Genomic DNA, 17,772 nt, shown 5'->3' with positions numbered 1-17,772 from the left:
GTCGCCGTTCACTCACGCACCGGCATGCTCCGCCATCGCCCGCAGGCGCCGGCTCAGCACCTGTTCCATCAGCGTCACCAGCGTGCCCTTGACCGCGCCGCGCGAGCGGGCGTCGCACTCCGCTATCGGCACCTCCGGCCCGACGCCGAGCGCCTCCCGCACCTCGGGGATCGCGAACCGGGGCGCGCCGTCGAACGGGTTGACCGCGAGCAGGAACGGCATGCCCAGGTCCTCGAAGTAGTCGACCGCCGGGTAGCTGTCCTCGATCCGGCGCGTGTCGACCAGCACCACCGCGCCGAGCGCGCCGTCGACCAGGTCGTCCCAGAGGAAGGAGAACCGGTCCTGGCCCGGCGTGCCGAACAGGTACAGCATCAGCGACGTGTCCAGGTGGATGCGGCCGAAGTCGAGCGCGACCGTGGTGGTGGTCTTGCCGGCCACCGCGTGCACGTCGTCCACGCCGCGCGAGACCTCGGTCATGTCGGCCTCGGTGAGCAGCGGCTCGATCTCGGATATGGCGCTCACGAAGGTGGTCTTGCCCACCCCGAAGCCACCGCTGATCACGATCTTCACGACCACCGGGGCGGTCGCCGCGCTAGAGGGCACGGACACGGTCGACGATCCTCTCGATCATTTCGATGGGCAGTTCGGACGGGTGCTCCGCCGGTTCCAGCACGGTCAGGTAGCCGTCCGACGCGAGGTCCGCGACCAGCACCCGGGCCACCCCGACCGGGACCCGCAGGTGCGTGGCGACGTCCGCGAGCGCGCACGGGTCCTGGCAGAGCCGGACGATCCGGCGCAGCTCGAACCGCAGCGGCGCGGAGAGCGCGGCCGGTGACGCCCGGACCTGGGTCTCCAGCCGCAGCCCGTCGCGCAGCGGCCGGGTCCGGCCCCCGGTCAGCAGGAACGGCCGGATCACGTCGTCCTCGGCGGGACGGTCGTCCGCGGTGCCGTCCGCGCCCGCGATCCGGCGGGGCAACGGCTCGGCCGGGCGCTCCCACGGTGGGACCATCCGCGGGTCCGGCACCCGCGGCAGCGCGTCGTCGTTCATGCCGGCAGCACCCGCCGGGACTCCGCGATCAGGGCCGGCGTGAGCAGGTCGCCGACGCGTTCGCCGAGCAGCGCGATCTCGTACCCGATGAGCGCCACGTCCGCGTCGCCGTCCGCCACCACGCCGAGGCAGGTGCCACCGCCGAGCGCGGAGACGATCAGGAAGCCGGACGTCATCTCGATCATGATCAGTTTGAGACCGGCGAAGTCGTACCGGCGGGACGCGCTGCGGGCCAGGCTGGTCAGCCCGGACACGATCGCCGCGAGGTGGTCGGCCTCGGCCCGGACCAGGCCGGCCGAGGTGGCGATCAGCATGCCGTCGGAGGAGACGGCGACCGCGTCGCGGACCCCGGCCGTACCCCGGACGAAGTTGGTGATCAGCCAGTTGAAGCGCTGCGCCGTGTCCGGCCCGGCACCGATGCTCATCGCGGGTTCCCATTCTCGTCGGATCGGGTGTCGGAGGCGCCGAGACGCAGGCCGCGCCGCAGTGCCGTCATGGTGGCGCCGATGTCGGCCGGCACGGGCCGTTCCGCCGTGGCGCGGGTGGCCGGCGTCTGACGCGGCACCGCGGCACGTTGCGCGCGGCGCACCCGCTTCACCAGGCCGTTCTCCGTGACGTCGGCCGCCGGCGGGACCGGCGTGACCGGCGGGACCAGCCCCGGTGGTGGCGGCACCTGCACCGCGTCGATGGAGAACGTGGTGGTCGTGGCCGTGGTCACGGTCGTAGGCTCCGGGGCGGGCGCGAGCAGCCGGGCCGGGAGCCGCACCCGCGCGGTCGTGCCGGTCACCGGCGACTGGCAGATCTCCACCCGCACGCCGAGCTTCGCGGCCAGGTGACCCACCACGTAGTGGCCGAGGAACTTCGTCGGCGCGACCGTGAACGACTCCGCGCCGGACAGGCGCGCGTTCGCCCGGGCCAGCTCCTCCGGGCTCATGCCCACCCCCTGGTCGACGACCGCGATCAGGTACGACCCGTCGTCCACCCACCGGCCGTGCACCTCCACGTCGAAGTCCGGTGGTGAGAACGTCAGCCCGTTCTCCACCAGCTCCGCGACCATGTGGGCCAGGTCGGCCACGTACGCACCGGCCGTGAACGCGTCGTCGATCCGGCGCAGCGACACCCGCCGGTAGTCCTCAACCTCCGCGATCGCGGCGCGCAGCACGTCCGACATCGGCAGCGGCCGGGACCAGCTGCGCGGCGTCGCCTCGCCGACCAGCACCAGCAGGCTCTCCGCGTTGCGGCGCATGCGGGTGGCCAGGTGGTCCAGCTCGAACAGGTTCGCCAGGCCGGCCGGGTCGGTCTCCTCCCGTTCCAGCTGGGTGATGAAGCTCAGCTGGCGGCGCAGCAGGTTCTGGTTGCGGCGGCCCAGGTTCGCCATCGAGTCGACGGTGTTGCGGCGCAGCACGGCCTGTTCGGCGGCCAACCCGTACGCGGAGGACTGCAGCCGGTTCAGCGCGTCCGCCACGGACCGGATCTCCGCACCGGCATTGCCCGAGACCACCACCGGTGGCGGCGGCTCCGCGCCGGTGCCGTCCTGCAGCCGGGCCACGGCCGCGGGCAGGCGCCGGACCGCGGCGGCGTCCGCCTCGCTCACCAGGCGGGCCAGCGGGCGGGTGATGCCGGTGGTGGCGGACCGGCCGAGCAGCAGCGCACCGATCAGCGCCAGCAGGATCACCGCGCCCAGCCCGAGCAGGTCGACCGTCGCCTCCTCGCGCAGGTCGTCGGTGCGGGCCCGGATGTCGTCCGCGACCAGCGACTGCGTGGCGGCCAGCTCGTCGAGCAGCACGGTGGTCACGCGCAGCCAGCCCTCCGGGTCGCCCTTGGGCGAGCCGGAGGCGACGGCCTGTTCCGCGGCCGTGACCGCGGTGGCGTCCGGGCCGGTGGCGGCGCGCTCCAGCCGGTCCTGCACCGATGCGGAGACGTACCGGTCGGCGTCGGCCAGCGCCACCCGCCGCACGGCGAACAGCGCGGCCAGCCCGGCCTGCTCGCCGTCCTCGAACACGCCACGCACGTGGGCGGCACCGAGCAGACCGCGCGCGGCGGACGTGGCCTCCTTCGCGTCGGAGAGCGCCTGCATCGCGGCGAGGCCCCGGCGCAGCTCCGGGTCGGGGTCCGGGAACGGCGCGTCCAGCCCGATGTCCATCCGGTTCAGCGCCGCGATCCGGTCGGTGTACGACTGGACGGCCGGCTGCCGCCCGATCCGGCCGGCGTCCACCTCCACGCGCAGCCGGCCCAGCTCCTCCAGCTGCGCGACGGTCGTGCGCACCGCCTCCGGCCCGGGGCCCTCGGCGTCCCGGAGGCCGCTGAGCGCGGTCCGGGCCGAGTCCACCCGGAGCCGCTGCCCGGCCAGGTCGGCGCGCCACCGCGCGCCACCGGCCAGCACCAGCGCGGTCAGGTCACGCTCCAGCTGCAGCTGGTGCACCAGGCCCTGGGCGGCCATGCCGAGCTCGGTGGTGGCGGTCGCGCCGTCCGCGGCCGAGTACTCGTCGACCTCCTTGATCACCAGGTCGCCGAGCAGCAGCAGGATCGCGGCGAGCGGCACCACCAGCAGGCGCGCGACCCGGCCGCGGATCGTGGCCCGGCCCGGCGGTCTCGGACCGGGCGGCTCGGTCCTCCACTCGGGGACGATCGGCCGCCGGTGCCCCGGCACCGCCGAGGTGCGCTCCACTATGGAGCGTCGCGAGTTCCACATGTGACGCCTTCCCGGTGATCCGTGCGTGACCGTCGCGCGACAGACGGTCGTTCACGGAGCCGGGCGGCCGTCGCACGCGATGTGCGAACCTGCCACCAACGGGTGACGCCTACGAAGTGACGTCCTTGCGCGTGAAGCGCCAGAACGCGATCGACCAGAACAGCGTGGCGTAACAGACCGCGGAGATGGTGCCCTTGACCATGTCGTCCGTCTGGACCGGCGTGGAGAGCAGGCCCAGCCAGGCGTCGGAGAAGTGGGTGGGCAGCAGGTTCCGCAGGTCGCCGAGCGCGGTGATCTGGTCCAGGATGTTGGAGAGGATCACCAGTAGCACCGCGCCGCCGACCGCGCCGAGCGGCGCGTCGGTCAGCACCGACAGCAGGAACGCCAGGCCCGCGGTGACCAGCAGCGTCACCGCGAGGTAGCCGACCACGCCGAGCAGGCGCAGCAGGCCCTCGCCCGCCGGGATCTGGGCCGCGACCGTGCTCCGCAGCGGCGACCAGCCGTAACGCGCCGTGCCGAGCAGCAGCGCGGTGCCGGCCAGCGTGAGCAGCGCCAGCCCGGAGTAGGTGAGCGCCACCGCCAGCTTCACGGCCAGCAGCCGCGCCCGCGGCACCGGGATCGCCAGCAGGTACCGCAGGCTCCCCCAGCTCGCCTCGCTGGCCACGGCGTCGCCGTGGAACAGCGCCACCACCACGCCGAGCATGAAACCGGCGGAGACCAGCAGCGTGAACAGCGTGAAGTTGAGACCGCCGGACGTGGCCAGATCGATCAGGCTGCCGAACTCGCCGCCGCCGGTGCCGTCGTCCTCCTCGTTCGTCTCGAACTGGAACGCGATCAAGATGATCAACGGCAGCAGGACCATGAAACCCAGCGCCAGCCGGGTACGCATCCGGGTGGCCTGCCGCCGGAACTCCGCCCCGAACGACAGCGTCCGCCCCGGCCGGTAACCCACCGCACCCGCACCGCTCATCGGTCCCCACTCCCCCGCGAGTTGTCCCCGACCAGCGCCAGGAACGCGTCCTCCAGGCGCCGGCGCGGCACCACCCGGTCGACCCCCACCCCGGCCCGGACCAGCGCCGCCACCAGCTCCCGGCGCGGCGTGCCGGTCAGGTCCACCACCAGGCCGCCGTTGTCCGCCTCGGCCAGGAACCGCGCGCCGTCCAGGCCGTCCAGCACGGCCCGCGCCGCGGCCGGGTCGTCCACGTCCAGCTGCACGGTCGGCGAGTCACCGACGATCTCCTCGACCGGGCCGGACGCGACGATCGTGCCCTTGTTCACCACCACCGCGTGCGTGCAGGTCTGCTCCACCTCGGCGAGCAGGTGGCTGGAGACCAGCACGGCCCGGCCGTCCGTGGCGTACCGCTGCAGCACCCGGCGCATCTCCGCGATCTGCGGCGGGTCCAGGCCGTCCGTCGGCTCGTCCAGCACCAGCAGCTCCGGCAACCCGAGCATGGCCTGCGCGATCGCCAGCCGCTGCCGCATGCCGTGGCTGTACTTGCGGGTCCGCCGGTGCACCGAGTCGCCGAGTCCGGCGATCTCCAGCGCCTCCTCGAAGCGCGCGTCCGCCCACGGCCGGCCGGTCGCCTTCCAGTAGGCGCGCAGGTTCTGCTCGCCGGTCAGGTGCGGCAGGAAGCCCGGCCCCTCGACCAGCGCGCCGACCCGGGACAGCACCGGCGAACCGGGCGTCAGCCGATGCCCGAAGATCCGGATCTCGCCGCGGGTCGGCTGGGTGAGGCCCATCAGCACGCGCAGCGTCGTGGTTTTGCCGGCCCCGTTCGGGCCGAGCAGGCCGACCACCTGGCCGCGCCGGACCGTGAAGTCCACCCTGGACACGGCGACGAAGCCGTCCGCGTACTCCTTACGCAGCCCCTCGACGACCAGCGGCGTGTCCGCGTGCTCGGCCGAGACCGAGCGGTCGATCCGGCGGTGCCGGGCCCGCGCGATCAGCAACACCGCGGCCAGGCCGAGCGCGATCACGGCCAGCAGACCGGCCAGCACCCAGCGCCACACCGCGTCCGGGCTCGCGATCGGGGTGCCGCCCGGCACGGGCAGGCTCACCGCCGGCTCGACCGCGACCGTGTAGACCGCGGGCGCGGCCGGCCCGGCGAACGCCTGGTCCGACGTGGCCACCACGATCCGCAGCCGGTGCCCCTCGTCGATGCGGCGGACGATCCCGGGCAGAGTGACGGTGACCGGCTGCGCGTCGTCGATCGTGGCCGGCAGGCCGGTCAGCCGCACCGGTGCGACCAGGCCCTCGGAGAGCGTGCCGCCGCCGTCCGGGTCGACGTCGTAGAGCTTCACGAACAGCACGGCCTCGCCGGTCGGTGACGCGGCGCGCAGCCGGAGCCGCGGCGAGCCGCCCACGTCGAGCGCGTCCGCCAACGGCTCGGAGACGAACGACGCGTGCTGACCGGGCAGGTCGGAGACCGCGGCGCCGAGCACGAAGGAGAGCGCACTCCCGGCGCCGGGCAGCGAGGAGATCGCGGCCGGGTTGCCGCCGGGCGGGTTCGCGATCCGCTGCGGCGGGCCGGCCACCCCGACCGCCACGGCCGGTTCACCGGTCAGGCCCGGGTAGTCGGCGATCGTGTACGCGTTCGTGACCAGGCCGCGGTCCATCGCGTCGAAGCCGGCCACCCGGGAGTAGACGAACGAGGTCGCCGGGGTGCCCGCGGTACCCGCCACGTAGTGGTCCAGCCACTCGCGGGTCAGCGCGTCCACCCGGTCCCGGTCGGTGCGCGGGCCGGCGCCGCCGTCGTGGCCGCCCGCGTACCAGGCGACCCGGACCGGGGTGCCGTTCGCGGCGATGCCACGCGCGTTCGCGTCCGCCTCGGACAGCGGGAAGAGCGTGTCGGCGAGGCCCTGGACCAGCAGCGTGGGTGCCTTGATCCGGTCGAGGACGCGGGCCGGGCTGGAGCGGTCCAGCACGGCCACCGCGTCCGGGGTGGCACGGCCGGTGGTCGCGATCGTCTGGAACGCCGCGCACACGTCCGGGGCGAACCGGCCACAGGCCGGGTCGAGGCCGGCGGGTACGGCACCGGGAACGCCACCGGACGGCCCGCCGCCGGGACTGCCGCTCGCGCCGCCGCTGGCACCACCACCGCTCGCACCGCCGCTCGCGCCGGACGAGAAGAACGTGCCGGCCCAGGCCTTCTTGAAGACGCCGTCCGCGACCGGGCCGCCGGCCGCGTTCGGCAGGAACGCGCGGGCCAGGTCGTTCCATGTGATCATCGGCACGATCGCGTCCACCCGGGAGTCCTGCGCGGCCAGCAGCAGCGCGAGCGCGCCGCCGTAGGAACCGCCGAGCGCGCCGACCCGCGGATCGCCGGGCGCGTCCAGCCGCACCTCGGGCCGCGCGGCCAGCCAGTCCAGCAGCCGCTGCGCGTCCTTCACCTCGTGGTCCGCGCTGTCCAGGTGGATCTGCCCGCCGCTGCGCCCGAACCCACGCGCGGTCCAGGTGAGCACCGCGTAGCCCTCGGCCGCCAGTCGTTCCGCCTGCGCGTGCACGCTGTGCATGTCGCCGCCGAACCCGTGCGCCAGCAGCAGCGCGGGCACCTTCCGCGTCTCGGACGCGCCGTCCGGCAGGAAGTAGCGGGTGTCCAGCATGACCGGTTCGTCGCCGGTCGGCCCGGACCGTACCGTCAGCATGCGGTCCTGGAACGTGAAACCCGGGTCCGCCGGCCACACCGCCCAGCCGGTCAGGCCCGCGACCAGTGCCAGCGCGGCCGAGCCGGCGATCGCGCGGCGGGGCGTCAGGCGCGGTAGGGCACGGCGGAACCGGCCGGTCAGAGCACGGAGCATGGCGCCGAGCCTACGGCGGAACGGCTGAACCGACCCGGTGAAGCGTGATCACGCTAGTGTCGCTGGGGTGGGCGATGCTGAGCTGACGCTGACCGTGATGCTTCGACCGGCCGCGCTGGACGCGCGCCGGGGGATCGTGCGACTGCACCCGGAGGTGCTGGCCGCGCTCGGCCTGCACCCGGGCGACCCGGTCCGGCTGTCCGGGCAGCGCACCACCGCGGGCATCGTCGCGCTCGCCGAGCCGACGTCGAGCCGCGCGATCCTCTACGCGGACGACCTGGTGCTCGGCAACCTCGGGCTGCGCGAGGGCGGGCAGATCACGGTCACGCCGATCCCGACGACCGGCGCGCGCCGCGTGGTGCTCTCCGGCGCGCCGGAGATCGTGGTCGCGGTCTCGGCCGACATGCTGAGGCTCGCGCTGCTCGGCAAGGTGGTCACGGCCGGGGACGACGTGTCGCTGCTGCCGCAGGACGTGCTGCCGGACGCCGCCACGCAGAGCCTGGTGCAGACCGCGCGGCGCAGCCTGGCCAACACGGTCGGCTTCGGCTGGACGACCACGCTGCTGCGCGTGGAGTCCGTGACGGACTCGGACGGCGCGCTGGTCACCATGGACACCGTGGTCACCTGGGCCGGCGGCCACACCACCCACGGCCAGACCTTCCACGCAAGACCATCGGCGGTACGCCGTGCGCCCGCCCCGCCGTCGCCCGCCACCTCGCCCGCGTCCCCGGTCGCGCCGGCCGCCGGCGGCACCGCCGCCACCGCCGCGTGGCGGACCGCCGGCGCGGACGCGACACCGGCCGCGGACCCGGTCGAGGGGGAGATCGTCGAGGACGCGGCGAACGGCGAGTCGGTGCCGCCGGTCGAGGACCTGCCGGGTCTCCGGGCCCAGGCCCACGAGCTGCGCGAGCTGCTCGACCTCGGCTTCCACCACCGGGAGGTGCTGGGCCGGCTGGGCGCGACCGTCTCGCTCGGTGTGCTGATCACCGGCCCGGCCGGGTCCGGCAAGGGCGTGCTGGTCCGGTCCGTCGCGGCCGCGGTCGGCGCGCGCGTGGCCGCGATCTGGGCACCGGAGCTGGCCGCGCTCAGCAACGAGGCCGCGGCCCGCCGGCTGCGTGCCGCGGCCGAGGCACTCACCGGCTCGGACCGGCCCGGCGTGCTGCTGGTCGCGGACGTGGACGCTCTGGTCCCGCGGGCCGACGCCGGACCGCTGGCGACCGTGTTCCGGCAGGTCGTCACGGGCCTGATCAAGGCGGGTACGGCCGTGGTCTGCACCAGCAGCCGGCCCGAGGAGCTGGACCCGGGGCTGCGCGCACCCGACCTGCTGTCCGTGCAGATCAGCGTGTCGCTGCCGGACGCCGCGCTGCGCCGCGAACAGCTTGACGTGCTCACCCGGGGCATGCCGCTGGCCGAGGACGTCCTGCTGGACGACGTGGCCGGCCGGACGCCCGGCTTCGTCGCCGCCGACCTGGCGGCGCTGACCCGGGAGGCCGCGGTCCGCGCGGCGCTGCGGCAGAAGGCGGACGCACCGGAGACGCCGACGATCGCGATGGCGGACTTCTCGGCCGCGCTGGAGGTGGTCCGGCCGACGTCGATGGCCGAGTCCACGCTGGAGCTGGCCCGGGTCACGCTGGACGACGTGGGCGACATGGCCGAGGTCAAGGAGCTGCTCACCGAGTCGGTGCTGTGGCCGCTGACCTACCCGGACACGTTCGCCCGGCTCGGCGTGCAGGCGCCGCGCGGTGTGCTGCTCTACGGCCCGCCCGGCTGCGGGAAGACGTACCTGGTGAAGGCGGTCGCCGGCTCCGGCAAGGCGAACGTGCTGTCGGTGAAGGGCGCGGAGCTGCTCAGCAAGTGGGTCGGCGAGAGCGAGCGCGCGGTCCGTGAGCTGTTCCGCCGGGCCCGGGAAGCCGCGCCCACGCTGGTGTTCCTGGACGAGGTGGACGCGCTCGCGCCGGTCCGCGGCCAGGGAAGCGACGGCGGCACCACCGACCGGGTGGTCGCCGCGCTGCTCACCGAGCTGGACGGCGTCGAGTCGCTGCGCAACGTCGTGGTCATCGGTGCCACCAACCGGCCCGACCTGATCGATCCCGCGCTGCTGCGCCCCGGCCGGCTGGAGCGCATCGTCTACGTCCCGCCGCCGGACGCCGAGGCCCGCACCGCGATCCTGCGCGCCGCCGCCAAGCCGGTCCCGCTCGCCGACGACGTCGACCTGGCCGCGCTCGGCACCGCGCTGGAGAACTTCTCCGCCGCCGACTGTGCCGCGCTGATCCGGGAGGCCGCGCTCGCCGCCATGCGCGAGTCCCTGGACGCCACCTCGGTCACCGCCGCCCACGTGGCGTCGGCCCGCGACCGGATCCGCCCCTCCCTCGACCCGGCCCAGGTCGCCCACCTCGCCGCCTACGCCGAGTCCCGCTCCCGCTGACCCACCGCGGCCGGCTCTCCGGTGCGGGCCGGTGGCCCGGTTTCGGGGACCGCGCCGGCACCGGCAGGGAGGAGCGCCGGCGACGACCGGTGCCCGCGGGAGCATGCGGGCAGCGGCCACGCCGGGAGCGGGAAATCCGCTTCTGAGGGTTTTTGCGGGTCTCAGGCGGTGATGACGCGGACGCCGGCGGTCTCGAACTCGTCGATCACGGACGGGGTCGCGCCGGAGTCGGTGACCAGCGTCTCGACGCGGTCGATCGGGCAGATGCGGGCGAAGGCGTGGCCGCCGAGCTTGGACGAGTCGGCGATGATCACGACGCGTTTGGCGCGGCCGACCATCAGGGAGTTCATCGCGGCCTCGCCCTCGTGGTGGGCGGCGGCGCCGAGCTTCACGTCGATCGCGTTCACGCCGAGCAGGACGAGGTCCAGCGTGACCTCGCGCAGCAGCGCGCCGCCGAGCGGGCCGACCAGTTCGAACGACTGCGGGCGGACCACGCCGCCGGCCACGACGATCTTCATCTGCGAGCGGACCAGCAACTCGTTCGCGATGTTGAGCGCGTTCGTCACCACGGTGAGCTGGGTGCCCTCGGCGTTCGTGTTCAGGTCGGGGCGGACGGCCAGCGCCCGGGCGACCTCGGTCGTGGTGGTGCCGCCGTTGAGGCCGACGACCTGGCCGGGCGCGACCAGCGCGGCGGCCGCGGCACCGATGCGCTGTTTCTCCGCCGAGTGCTTCGCGGTCTTGTAGCGCAGCGGGAGGTCGTAGGAGACGCCGTTGGCCACCGCACCGCCCCGGGTACGGATGATCATCTGCTGCTGGGCGAGCTGGTCGAAGTCGCGCCGGATGGTCGCCTGCGACACGTTGAGGTGCGCCGCGGCGTCCTCCACGCTGACCCGGCCGCTGTCCGTGAGGAGTTCCAGCAGCGCGTTCCAGCGCACATACCGATCCACCGCCGGCCTCCTCCCGCGCAACCGTGCACACGCTGAGTGATTTGGTGCACAGTAATGCTCGAAAGGACCGCTAAGCAAACCGCCGTGCTGCGCGAAGTTGTTCATGCTTGCCGCCAACCCCGGAATCTGAGCACAATGGCGCGCGAAACAGCGATGAAACGAGCCGTTCTGCGCAGCACGGCCCGTGCCCGTCCCGGTTCCATGGAGGGGTGTTGGAATGGCCTTCGTCGACGAAGAACTCGCCAGTCAGCCCGACTGCTGGCGCACCGCCGCCGCCCTCGCCCCGGAGCACGCCGACGTGCTCGGCCGGCCCGGCGAGCGGGTGGCCGTGACCGGCTGCGGCACCTCATGGTTCATGGCCATGGCCTACGCGACGCTGCGGGAACAGGCCGGCCTGGGCGAGACGGACGCGTTCCAGTCCTCCGAGTTCCCGATCTCCCGACGGTACGACCGGGTGGTCGCGATCACCCGGTCCGGTACCACCACCGAGGTCGTCGACCTGCTCGCCGCGCTGACCGGCACCCCCACCACGGTGATCGTGGGTGACGCCGGCACGCCCGCCGCGCGGCTCGCCACGGACATGGTCGCGATGCCGTTCGCGGACGAGCGCTCGGTCGTGCAGACCCGGTTCGCCACCAGCGCGCTCGCGCTGCTCCGCGCGCACCTCGGCGAGGACCTGGCCGACGCGATCACCGACGCCGAGGTCGCGGTGCGCACGCCGCTGCCGGTCGACCCGGCGCGGGCCGAGCAGATCACCTTCCTCGGCCGTGGCTGGACCGTCGGGCTGGCGCAGGAGGCCGCGCTCAAGTGCCGCGAGGCCGCGAACTTCTGGGCCGAGGCGTACCCGGCGATGGACTACCGGCACGGCCCGATCGCGATCGCCGCGCCGCACCGCGTGGTATGGGCGTTCGGCGAGGTCCCGGCCGGGCTGGACGAGTCGGTCGCGGCGGCCGGCGCCACGTTCGTGCACAGCAGCGGCCACTGCGGGCACACCGCGCTCGGCAGCTGGAACGGCGGCCGGGTGCCGCTCGACCCGATGGCCGACCTGATCCTGGCCCAGCGCTTCGCGGTGTCGCTCGCCGCCGCCCGCGGTCTCGACCCGGACGCGCCGCGCAACCTGACCCGCTCGGTCGTCCTGACGTGAGCTCAGCGAACGGTCCCGGCCCGGTCGTCGTCGCGATGGACATCGGCGGCACCGGGATGAAGTGCGGCGTCGTCGCGGTCGACGGCCCGGTGCTGCACACCGAACGACACGACACGCTCGCGTCCCGCGGGCCCGCGGCGGTCGCGGCCGCGATCTGCGACGTCGCGGCGGGGCTCGCCGACCGGGCACGCGGGCTGGGGCAGGTGCCGGTCGCGGCCGGGGTGGCGATCCCGGGCGTGGTGGACGAGGGCCGCGGCGTCGCGGTCTTCGCGGCGAACCTGGGCTTCCGGGACGTACCGCTGCGGGATCTGGTCGCCGCCCGGCTGGGCATCCCGGCCGCGCTCGGTCACGACATGCGCGCGGCCGGCCTGGCCGAGGCCCGGCTCGGCGCCGGCCACGGCTCGGACGACGTGATCTTCGTGGGCATCGGCACCGGCATCGCGGCCGCGCACGTGCGCGGCGGCCACACCAACAGCGGCGCACACGGCGCCGCCGGCGAACTGGGCCACATCGTGGTCCGGCCCGGCGGCCCGGCCTGCGCCTGCGGCCAGCGCGGCTGCCTGGAGACGATCGCCAGCGCCGCGTCCGTGGGCCGGCGCTACGCCGCGCTCACCGGTGCCGAGATCACCGCCGCCGAGGTGGTGACGCGCGCGGTCGCGGGCGAGGACGCCGCCGGGGAGATCTGGCGGGAGACCGTGGACGCGCTCGCGGACGGGCTGCTCACCGCGCAGGCGCTGCTCGACACGGAGGTCTTCGTGATCGGCGGCGGGCTCGGCGAGGCCGGCGAGGCGCTGCTCGGCCCGCTCCGCGAGGCGCTGGCCGCGCGCGTCACGTTCCACCGCATGCCCCGGCTGGTGAAGGCCAGCCTCGGCGACACCGCCGGGCTGCGCGGCGCGGCCCTGCTCGGCCTCGACGCGCTGGCCGCTTCCGATTCGTCAGTGGAGAACGAGTGACCATGCAGATCGCCGGCCGGATCGTCACGCCCGACGGAGTCGTCGAGGACGGCCACGTCACGATCGACGGACCGCTGATCGCGTCGGTCGGTGAGGGTCGTGCCGACGGTGCCGAGCGGGCCGCCTGGGTGCTGCCCGGCTTCGTGGACATCCACAACCACGGCGGCGGCGGGCACACGTTCACCACCGGTGACCCGGACGCCGCCCGCGCCGCGGCCGCGTTCCACCTGCGGCACGGCAGCACCACGGTGCTGGCGAGCCTGGTCAGTTCGCCGTTCGCGCTGATGCGGGACGCCACCGCCGCGTTCGTGCCGCTGGTCCGCGAGGGGGTACTGGGCGGCGTGCACTACGAGGGGCCGTACCTGTCCGGAGCGCGGTGCGGCGCACAGAACCCGGACTTCCTGCGCGACCCGGACACCGACGAGCTCGCCGCGCTGATCGCGCTCGGCGACGGCGCGGTCCGGATGATGACGATCGCACCCGAGCTGCCCGGCGCGCTCGACGCGATCGCGCTGCTCGCCTCGCACGGCGTCGCGGCCGCGGTCGGGCACACGGACGCACCGTACGACGTGACCCGCGCCGCGGCCGCGGCCGGTGCCACGGTCGCGACGCACCTGTTCAACGGCATGCGGCCGGTGCACCACCGGGAACCCGGCCCGGTGCTCGCGCTGCTCGACTCGCCCGGCGTGATCTGCGAGGTGGTCGCGGACGGCGTGCACCTGCACGACGGCACGCTGTCGTTCGTGGCCGGTGCGGCGCGTGGCGGATACGCGCTGGTCACCGACGCGATGGCGGCGGCCGGGATGCCGGACGGCGCCTACGAGCTGGGCGGCCTCTCCGTGGTGGTGGCGGACCGGGTCGCGCGGCTCGCGGCGAACGGGTCGATTGCCGGCAGCACGCTGACCATGGACGCCGCGCTCCGGCAGGCGGTCGGCGCCGGAATTCCCGTGGCGGACGCTTCCCGGGCCGCATCGTGGACACCGGCCCGCGCGGTCGGCCTCTCCGGCACGCTCGGCGCGATCACGCCGGGCCTGCGCGCGGACCTCGTGCTGCTCTCCGAGGACCTGCAGGTCACCGGCGTTGTTCGCGCCGGAGTCTTCCAGTAATCCATTTCTCTTCGGTACGGTGCGGCGATGTGAGCGTGCACATAGCCGTTCCCGAATACTGAAATTCGTCGCGATTTTTAGCGATAAATCGGTCTATGAGGGTCTAACCTCTCGGGTCATGCATCTGACCGTTACGCACCTTGCCGCCTTCGCGGGAGTGATGGCGCTCGGCACGATGTCCCCCGGCCCGGACTTCGCGATCGTCCTGCGCCACGCCGTCGCCTCCGGCCGCCGGGCCGGCTTCGCCACCGCGGTCGGCATCGCCACCGGCATCCTCGGCTGGGTGCTCCTCGCCGCCGTCGGCGTGGCCGCGCTGGTCGCCGCGTCCCCCGTCGCATACCTGTCGATGAAGCTGACCGGCGCCGCCTACCTGGTCCTGGTCGGCCTCCGCACGCTCTGGACCGCGATCTCCGCCCGCCGCGACCTGCCGCCCGACACCCGCGACGACCTGGCCCGGCTCGCCGCCGCGTTCGACGTCCCGCGCCACCGCCGACGCCGCCTGCCGTGGCTGTCGCTGCTCGCCTGGGAACGCCGCCACTGGTCCGCGTTCCGCGCCGGCCTGCTCACCAACGTCTTCAACCCCAAGGTCGCGGTCTTCTTCCTGGCGCTGCTGCCGCAGTTCCTGCCGGAGCACCCCACCCCCGGCGACACCCTGGTCCTCGCCGCCGTCTCCTTCGCCGTCACCGCCGGCTGGTTCACCACGGTCACGCTGGTGGTCGGCGCCATGAAACGCCTCCTCGACCGCCGCGCGGTCCGCCGCGGCCTGGACACGCTGATGGGCTCGGCGCTGCTCGCGCTCGGCCTCCGCCTCGCCATCGATCACTGAGCGCGCCCGCCGGTCACCCTCTCCACGCCACCCGCGTTTGCTCTGCTTACCTGGACATATCGACCACATCGCACGGACAAATTCGGCCAAGCCGACGCCGTGCGACTCACGTCAGCAGAGCGGGACCGGTGGCGCGGCGGCGCGGTGGGTAGCGCGAAGCGGGCCGGCGGCAGCGCAGGTAAGCAGAGCAAAGCGGGCCGGCGGCAGCGCAGGTAAGCAGAGCAAAGCAGGCCGACGGCAGCGCGGGTGAGCAGAGCAGAGGCGGGTGGGAAGGCGGCGGCGGAGTCGGAAATTTCCGGATCGGATGGCCACAGGTGCGGCGCCGGGCCCTGCCGCGGTGATCACTGTCCGAAACGGTGCGAGCTGGGGCGATGCTCGTTAGGGTGGGCAGCATGAGCGTGGGGGACATCGAGGACGACGATTCCGATCTGACCGAGCTCCCGGCGCCGCGGGCCGCACCGGAGGAGCCGGCCCTGGTCGAGCGCGAGGTGCGCATCCTCGAGTTCGAGAAGCGGTGGTGGCGGCACGCGGGCGCCAAGGAGCAGGCGATCCGCGACGAGTTCGGGCTGTCCTCGACGCGCTACTACCAGTTGCTCAACGGGCTGCTGGACAATCCGCTGGCGCTAGCGCACGACCCGGTCCTGGTCGGCCGGCTGCGCCGGCTGCGCGCCTCCCGCGCCCGCTGACCTCGGCCGCCAGAACGACAGGGTCTGCGGCGCGGGCTCGACCGGCGCGGCCGTGAACGGCAGCCAGGACGGCAGCGGCAGCGTCCGCCACGGGATGCGGGCCATCACCCGGCCCAGCACCACGCCGATGAGCAGGCCGGCGATCGAGTCGGTCAGCCAGTGGAAGCTCAGGTAGATCGTGGTGACGAAGACGATGACCGGCGGGGCGATCCGGATCACCGGCTCGAACCGGCGGGCGCGCTCGCCGAAGAGCCAGGTCAGCAGCAGCACCATGGTGAAGAACCAGACGAACGTGTTGACCATGTGGCCGGACGGGTACGACCAGTCGTAGACGGCCGCCTCGTTGAACAGCTCGACCTTGTTCGGCAGCTCCGAGGAGGGCGCGTCCCGCCCGCCGAACTCCTTGAGCGGGACGACCACGACAGCGGCCAGGACCCACGTGAACGCCAGCAGGATGAGCGGGCGGACGTCCCGGTCGCGGTAGAGCAGCCACAGCGCGATCACCCCGAAGGCGATCACGAAGTGGCCGCTCTGGCCGAGCTGGTTGCCGATCAGCGCGATCCAGTACATGACGGGCGGGCGGTGCGCGTCGGCCCAGTTCGCGATCGCGGAGTCCAGGCCGTACAGGTGGCCGGCGGCGAGCAGCGCGGTCAGCCCCACGAACGCCGCCAGCATCAGGACGTCGAACCACCAGCCAAGTCGTCGCACGCCGGACACGCTACCGGGTCAGACCAGCGACTTGATCCGCTCGTACAACAGATCGGCGCGTACGCCGGAGTTCGGGCAGCCGCCGAAGTGGTGCAGCGCGACCACCTTGTTGGTGGTGCGGGACAGCACCGGCGAGCCGGACGAGCCGCCCTCGGTGTCGCAGTAGTACGAGACGTCGCTGGCGGACGCGTACCCGGTGTAGGCGGGGTTGTCGACCGCGCAGTTGCTGCCGCGCTCGCCCGAGCTCATCGCGATCGCGGTCGGGTCGCCGGCCGGGTGCTGCGGGATGTAGAGCTGCGTGCCCGCGGCCGGCCGGGCGGTGTCCAGCGTGAGGAAGCCGAACTTCTGCACGGACGCGAAGCTCTCCACCGTGAACAGCGTGAAGTCCAGCGTCCGGTCCGTGGCGAGCACCTTGTCACCCCAGACCTTGGTCGACTGGTAGACGTCGTACCCGCCGCACCGCGCGCACTGGTAGTTGAACCACACCTCCGTGTTGTAGGCGTCCTTCGAGGTGGAGAAGCAGTGGTTGTTCGTGACCAGGCGGTTCTGCGCGCCGACCCGCCACGCGGTGCACAGCTCGGTGCCGTTGATCAGCAGCCGGGCCACCGCCTTCGAGCGGGTGTAGGCCATCGGGTTGGTCGCGCGGTAGCAGACCGCGTCCGACTTCTCGTCGCCACCGCAGACGCTCTCCTCGCGCCCCGGCCCGGCCGGGCCGGGTGCCGGCTCGCGCGCGGCCTCGACGCGTTCCGGCCGGGTGTATCCGCGGGCGACCCGGTCGATGCCGACGCCGAGGTCGGCGAGCGCGCTCTTCAGGCCGAGCGGGTCCGTGCCGCCGGTGTGCAGCTCGACCACGGCGGTGTCGCCGGAGACGGACATCGCCCAGCGCTCGCCGTCCCGGTCCGGCGCGCCCGGGTCGAGCACGGCCCGGGTCAGCCCGGTGACCGCGTCGCGGGTGACGCCCTCGTACCGGTGCGATTCGCGGCCGTGCGGGTCGGAGACCGTGAGGTAGTCGCCGGGCAGCAGCGCGATGCGGCTGAAGTGGACCTTCACGTACTCGGCGCCGGGGAACCGGAGCGTGGTGCGCCGGGCCGCGCCGGCGTAGCCGAGCGTGCGGTTCACCCGTTCGACCGTGCCGATCGGCTGGCCGGCGTCCGCGGTCTCGCCCTCCCGCGCCGCACCGGTCGGTGTCGGCTCCGCGGCCTTCGGGGGCGGCGCGGCCTCCGTCGTGGGCACCGGCCGCGGCGCGGTCGTGGCGTCCGGCGTGGCCGATGCGATGGGGGCGCCGGGGGTACGGGCCGAGGTCACCCCCGCCGCGTTCCACACCGCCACGCCGGGCGTGCCCGGGTCGCCGTCACCGAGGTAGCCGATCGCTCCGACGCCGGCGAGCGTGACCGCCGCACACGCCCCGACGACCAGACTCCACCTTCGCCGCATTCCGC

Annotated in this window: 15 protein-coding genes; 6 read left to right on the top strand and 9 right to left on the bottom strand. The window is 74.0% G+C overall.

Annotated elements, in window-relative coordinates; translation table 11 throughout:
* Window positions 1-12: 12 nt before the first annotated feature.
* The 6 genes from J2S44_RS20855 to J2S44_RS20830 form a co-directional block, all read right to left on the bottom strand.
* Window positions 13-609 (bottom strand): GTP-binding protein, encoded by a 597-nt coding sequence (locus tag J2S44_RS20855; protein ID WP_310416532.1) that lies wholly within the window; start codon window positions 607-609, stop codon window positions 13-15.
* A complete protein-coding gene (locus J2S44_RS20850) occupies window positions 593-1,048 on the bottom strand; it encodes a DUF742 domain-containing protein (protein ID WP_310416529.1) in 456 nt (151 codons plus the stop codon). The genes J2S44_RS20855 and J2S44_RS20850 overlap by 17 nt, the downstream gene beginning before the upstream one ends.
* Entirely contained in the window at window positions 1,045-1,473 is a 429-nt protein-coding gene (locus tag J2S44_RS20845; RefSeq protein WP_310416526.1) for a roadblock/LC7 domain-containing protein, read from the bottom strand. Before J2S44_RS20845 ends, J2S44_RS20850 begins: the two co-directional genes overlap by 4 nt.
* Entirely contained in the window at window positions 1,470-3,740 is a 2,271-nt protein-coding gene (locus J2S44_RS20840; RefSeq protein WP_310416523.1) for a sensor histidine kinase, read from the bottom strand. The genes J2S44_RS20845 and J2S44_RS20840 overlap by 4 nt, the downstream gene beginning before the upstream one ends.
* Before the next feature lie 109 nt (window positions 3,741-3,849).
* Complete coding sequence (locus tag J2S44_RS20835) at window positions 3,850-4,710, bottom strand: ABC transporter permease (protein ID WP_310416520.1); 861 nt, start codon at window positions 4,708-4,710, stop codon at window positions 3,850-3,852.
* Window positions 4,707-7,538, bottom strand: coding sequence for an alpha/beta fold hydrolase (locus J2S44_RS20830; RefSeq protein ID WP_310416518.1), 2,832 nt, complete (start codon window positions 7,536-7,538; stop codon window positions 4,707-4,709). The genes J2S44_RS20835 and J2S44_RS20830 overlap by 4 nt, the downstream gene beginning before the upstream one ends.
* Window positions 7,539-7,605: 67 nt before the next feature.
* Here J2S44_RS20830 and J2S44_RS20825 point away from each other — a divergent pair, with 67 nt between their 5' ends.
* A complete protein-coding gene (locus J2S44_RS20825; protein ID WP_310416515.1) occupies window positions 7,606-9,963 on the top strand; it encodes an AAA family ATPase in 2,358 nt (785 codons plus the stop codon).
* A 161-nt stretch (window positions 9,964-10,124) separates the two neighbouring features.
* Here the strand turns inward: J2S44_RS20825 and J2S44_RS20820 are convergent, their stop codons facing one another.
* Entirely contained in the window at window positions 10,125-10,910 is a 786-nt protein-coding gene (locus J2S44_RS20820; RefSeq protein WP_310416512.1) for a DeoR/GlpR family DNA-binding transcription regulator, read from the bottom strand.
* 217 nt (window positions 10,911-11,127) lie between these two features.
* Here J2S44_RS20820 and J2S44_RS20815 point away from each other — a divergent pair, with 217 nt between their 5' ends.
* The 5 genes from J2S44_RS20815 to J2S44_RS42950 all read left to right on the top strand — a co-directional run bounded on the left by J2S44_RS20815 (window position 11,128) and on the right by J2S44_RS42950 (window position 15,625).
* Window positions 11,128-12,054 carry an SIS domain-containing protein gene (locus tag J2S44_RS20815; RefSeq protein ID WP_310416509.1) on the top strand — a complete coding sequence of 309 codons (927 nt, stop codon included), beginning with the start codon at window positions 11,128-11,130 and terminating at the stop codon, window positions 12,052-12,054.
* A 35-nt stretch (window positions 12,055-12,089) separates the two neighbouring features.
* Window positions 12,090-13,007 (top strand): ROK family protein, encoded by a 918-nt coding sequence (locus J2S44_RS20810; RefSeq protein WP_310429811.1) that lies wholly within the window; start codon window positions 12,090-12,092, stop codon window positions 13,005-13,007.
* Window positions 13,004-14,113: an N-acetylglucosamine-6-phosphate deacetylase gene (gene nagA, locus J2S44_RS20805; RefSeq protein WP_310416506.1), complete on the top strand. Its 1,110-nt coding sequence runs from the start codon at window positions 13,004-13,006 to the stop codon at window positions 14,111-14,113. The genes J2S44_RS20810 and nagA overlap by 4 nt, the downstream gene beginning before the upstream one ends.
* A 118-nt stretch (window positions 14,114-14,231) precedes the next feature.
* Window positions 14,232-14,939: a LysE family translocator gene (locus J2S44_RS20800; RefSeq protein WP_310416503.1), complete on the top strand. Its 708-nt coding sequence runs from the start codon at window positions 14,232-14,234 to the stop codon at window positions 14,937-14,939.
* 371 nt (window positions 14,940-15,310) lie between these two features.
* Window positions 15,311-15,625 carry a DUF3263 domain-containing protein gene (locus tag J2S44_RS42950; RefSeq protein ID WP_374727878.1) on the top strand — a complete coding sequence of 105 codons (315 nt, stop codon included), beginning with the start codon at window positions 15,311-15,313 and terminating at the stop codon, window positions 15,623-15,625.
* Here J2S44_RS42950 and J2S44_RS20790 read toward each other — a convergent pair.
* Together J2S44_RS20790 and J2S44_RS20785 are read right to left on the bottom strand one after the other, a co-directional pair.
* Complete coding sequence (locus tag J2S44_RS20790) at window positions 15,563-16,333, bottom strand: phosphatase PAP2 family protein (protein WP_310416501.1); 771 nt, start codon at window positions 16,331-16,333, stop codon at window positions 15,563-15,565. The genes J2S44_RS42950 and J2S44_RS20790 overlap by 63 nt on opposite strands.
* Before the next feature lie 18 nt (window positions 16,334-16,351).
* Window positions 16,352-17,767, bottom strand: coding sequence for a trypsin-like serine peptidase (locus J2S44_RS20785; protein WP_310416498.1), 1,416 nt, complete (start codon window positions 17,765-17,767; stop codon window positions 16,352-16,354).
* Between the last annotated feature and the right edge of the window lie 5 nt (window positions 17,768-17,772).

It is taken from the genome of Catenuloplanes niger, assembly GCF_031458255.1.
In the GTDB taxonomy this organism is placed as follows: Bacteria; Actinomycetota; Actinomycetes; order Mycobacteriales; family Micromonosporaceae; genus Catenuloplanes; species Catenuloplanes niger.
This window is presented reverse-complemented; position numbering and strand designations above follow the sequence as displayed.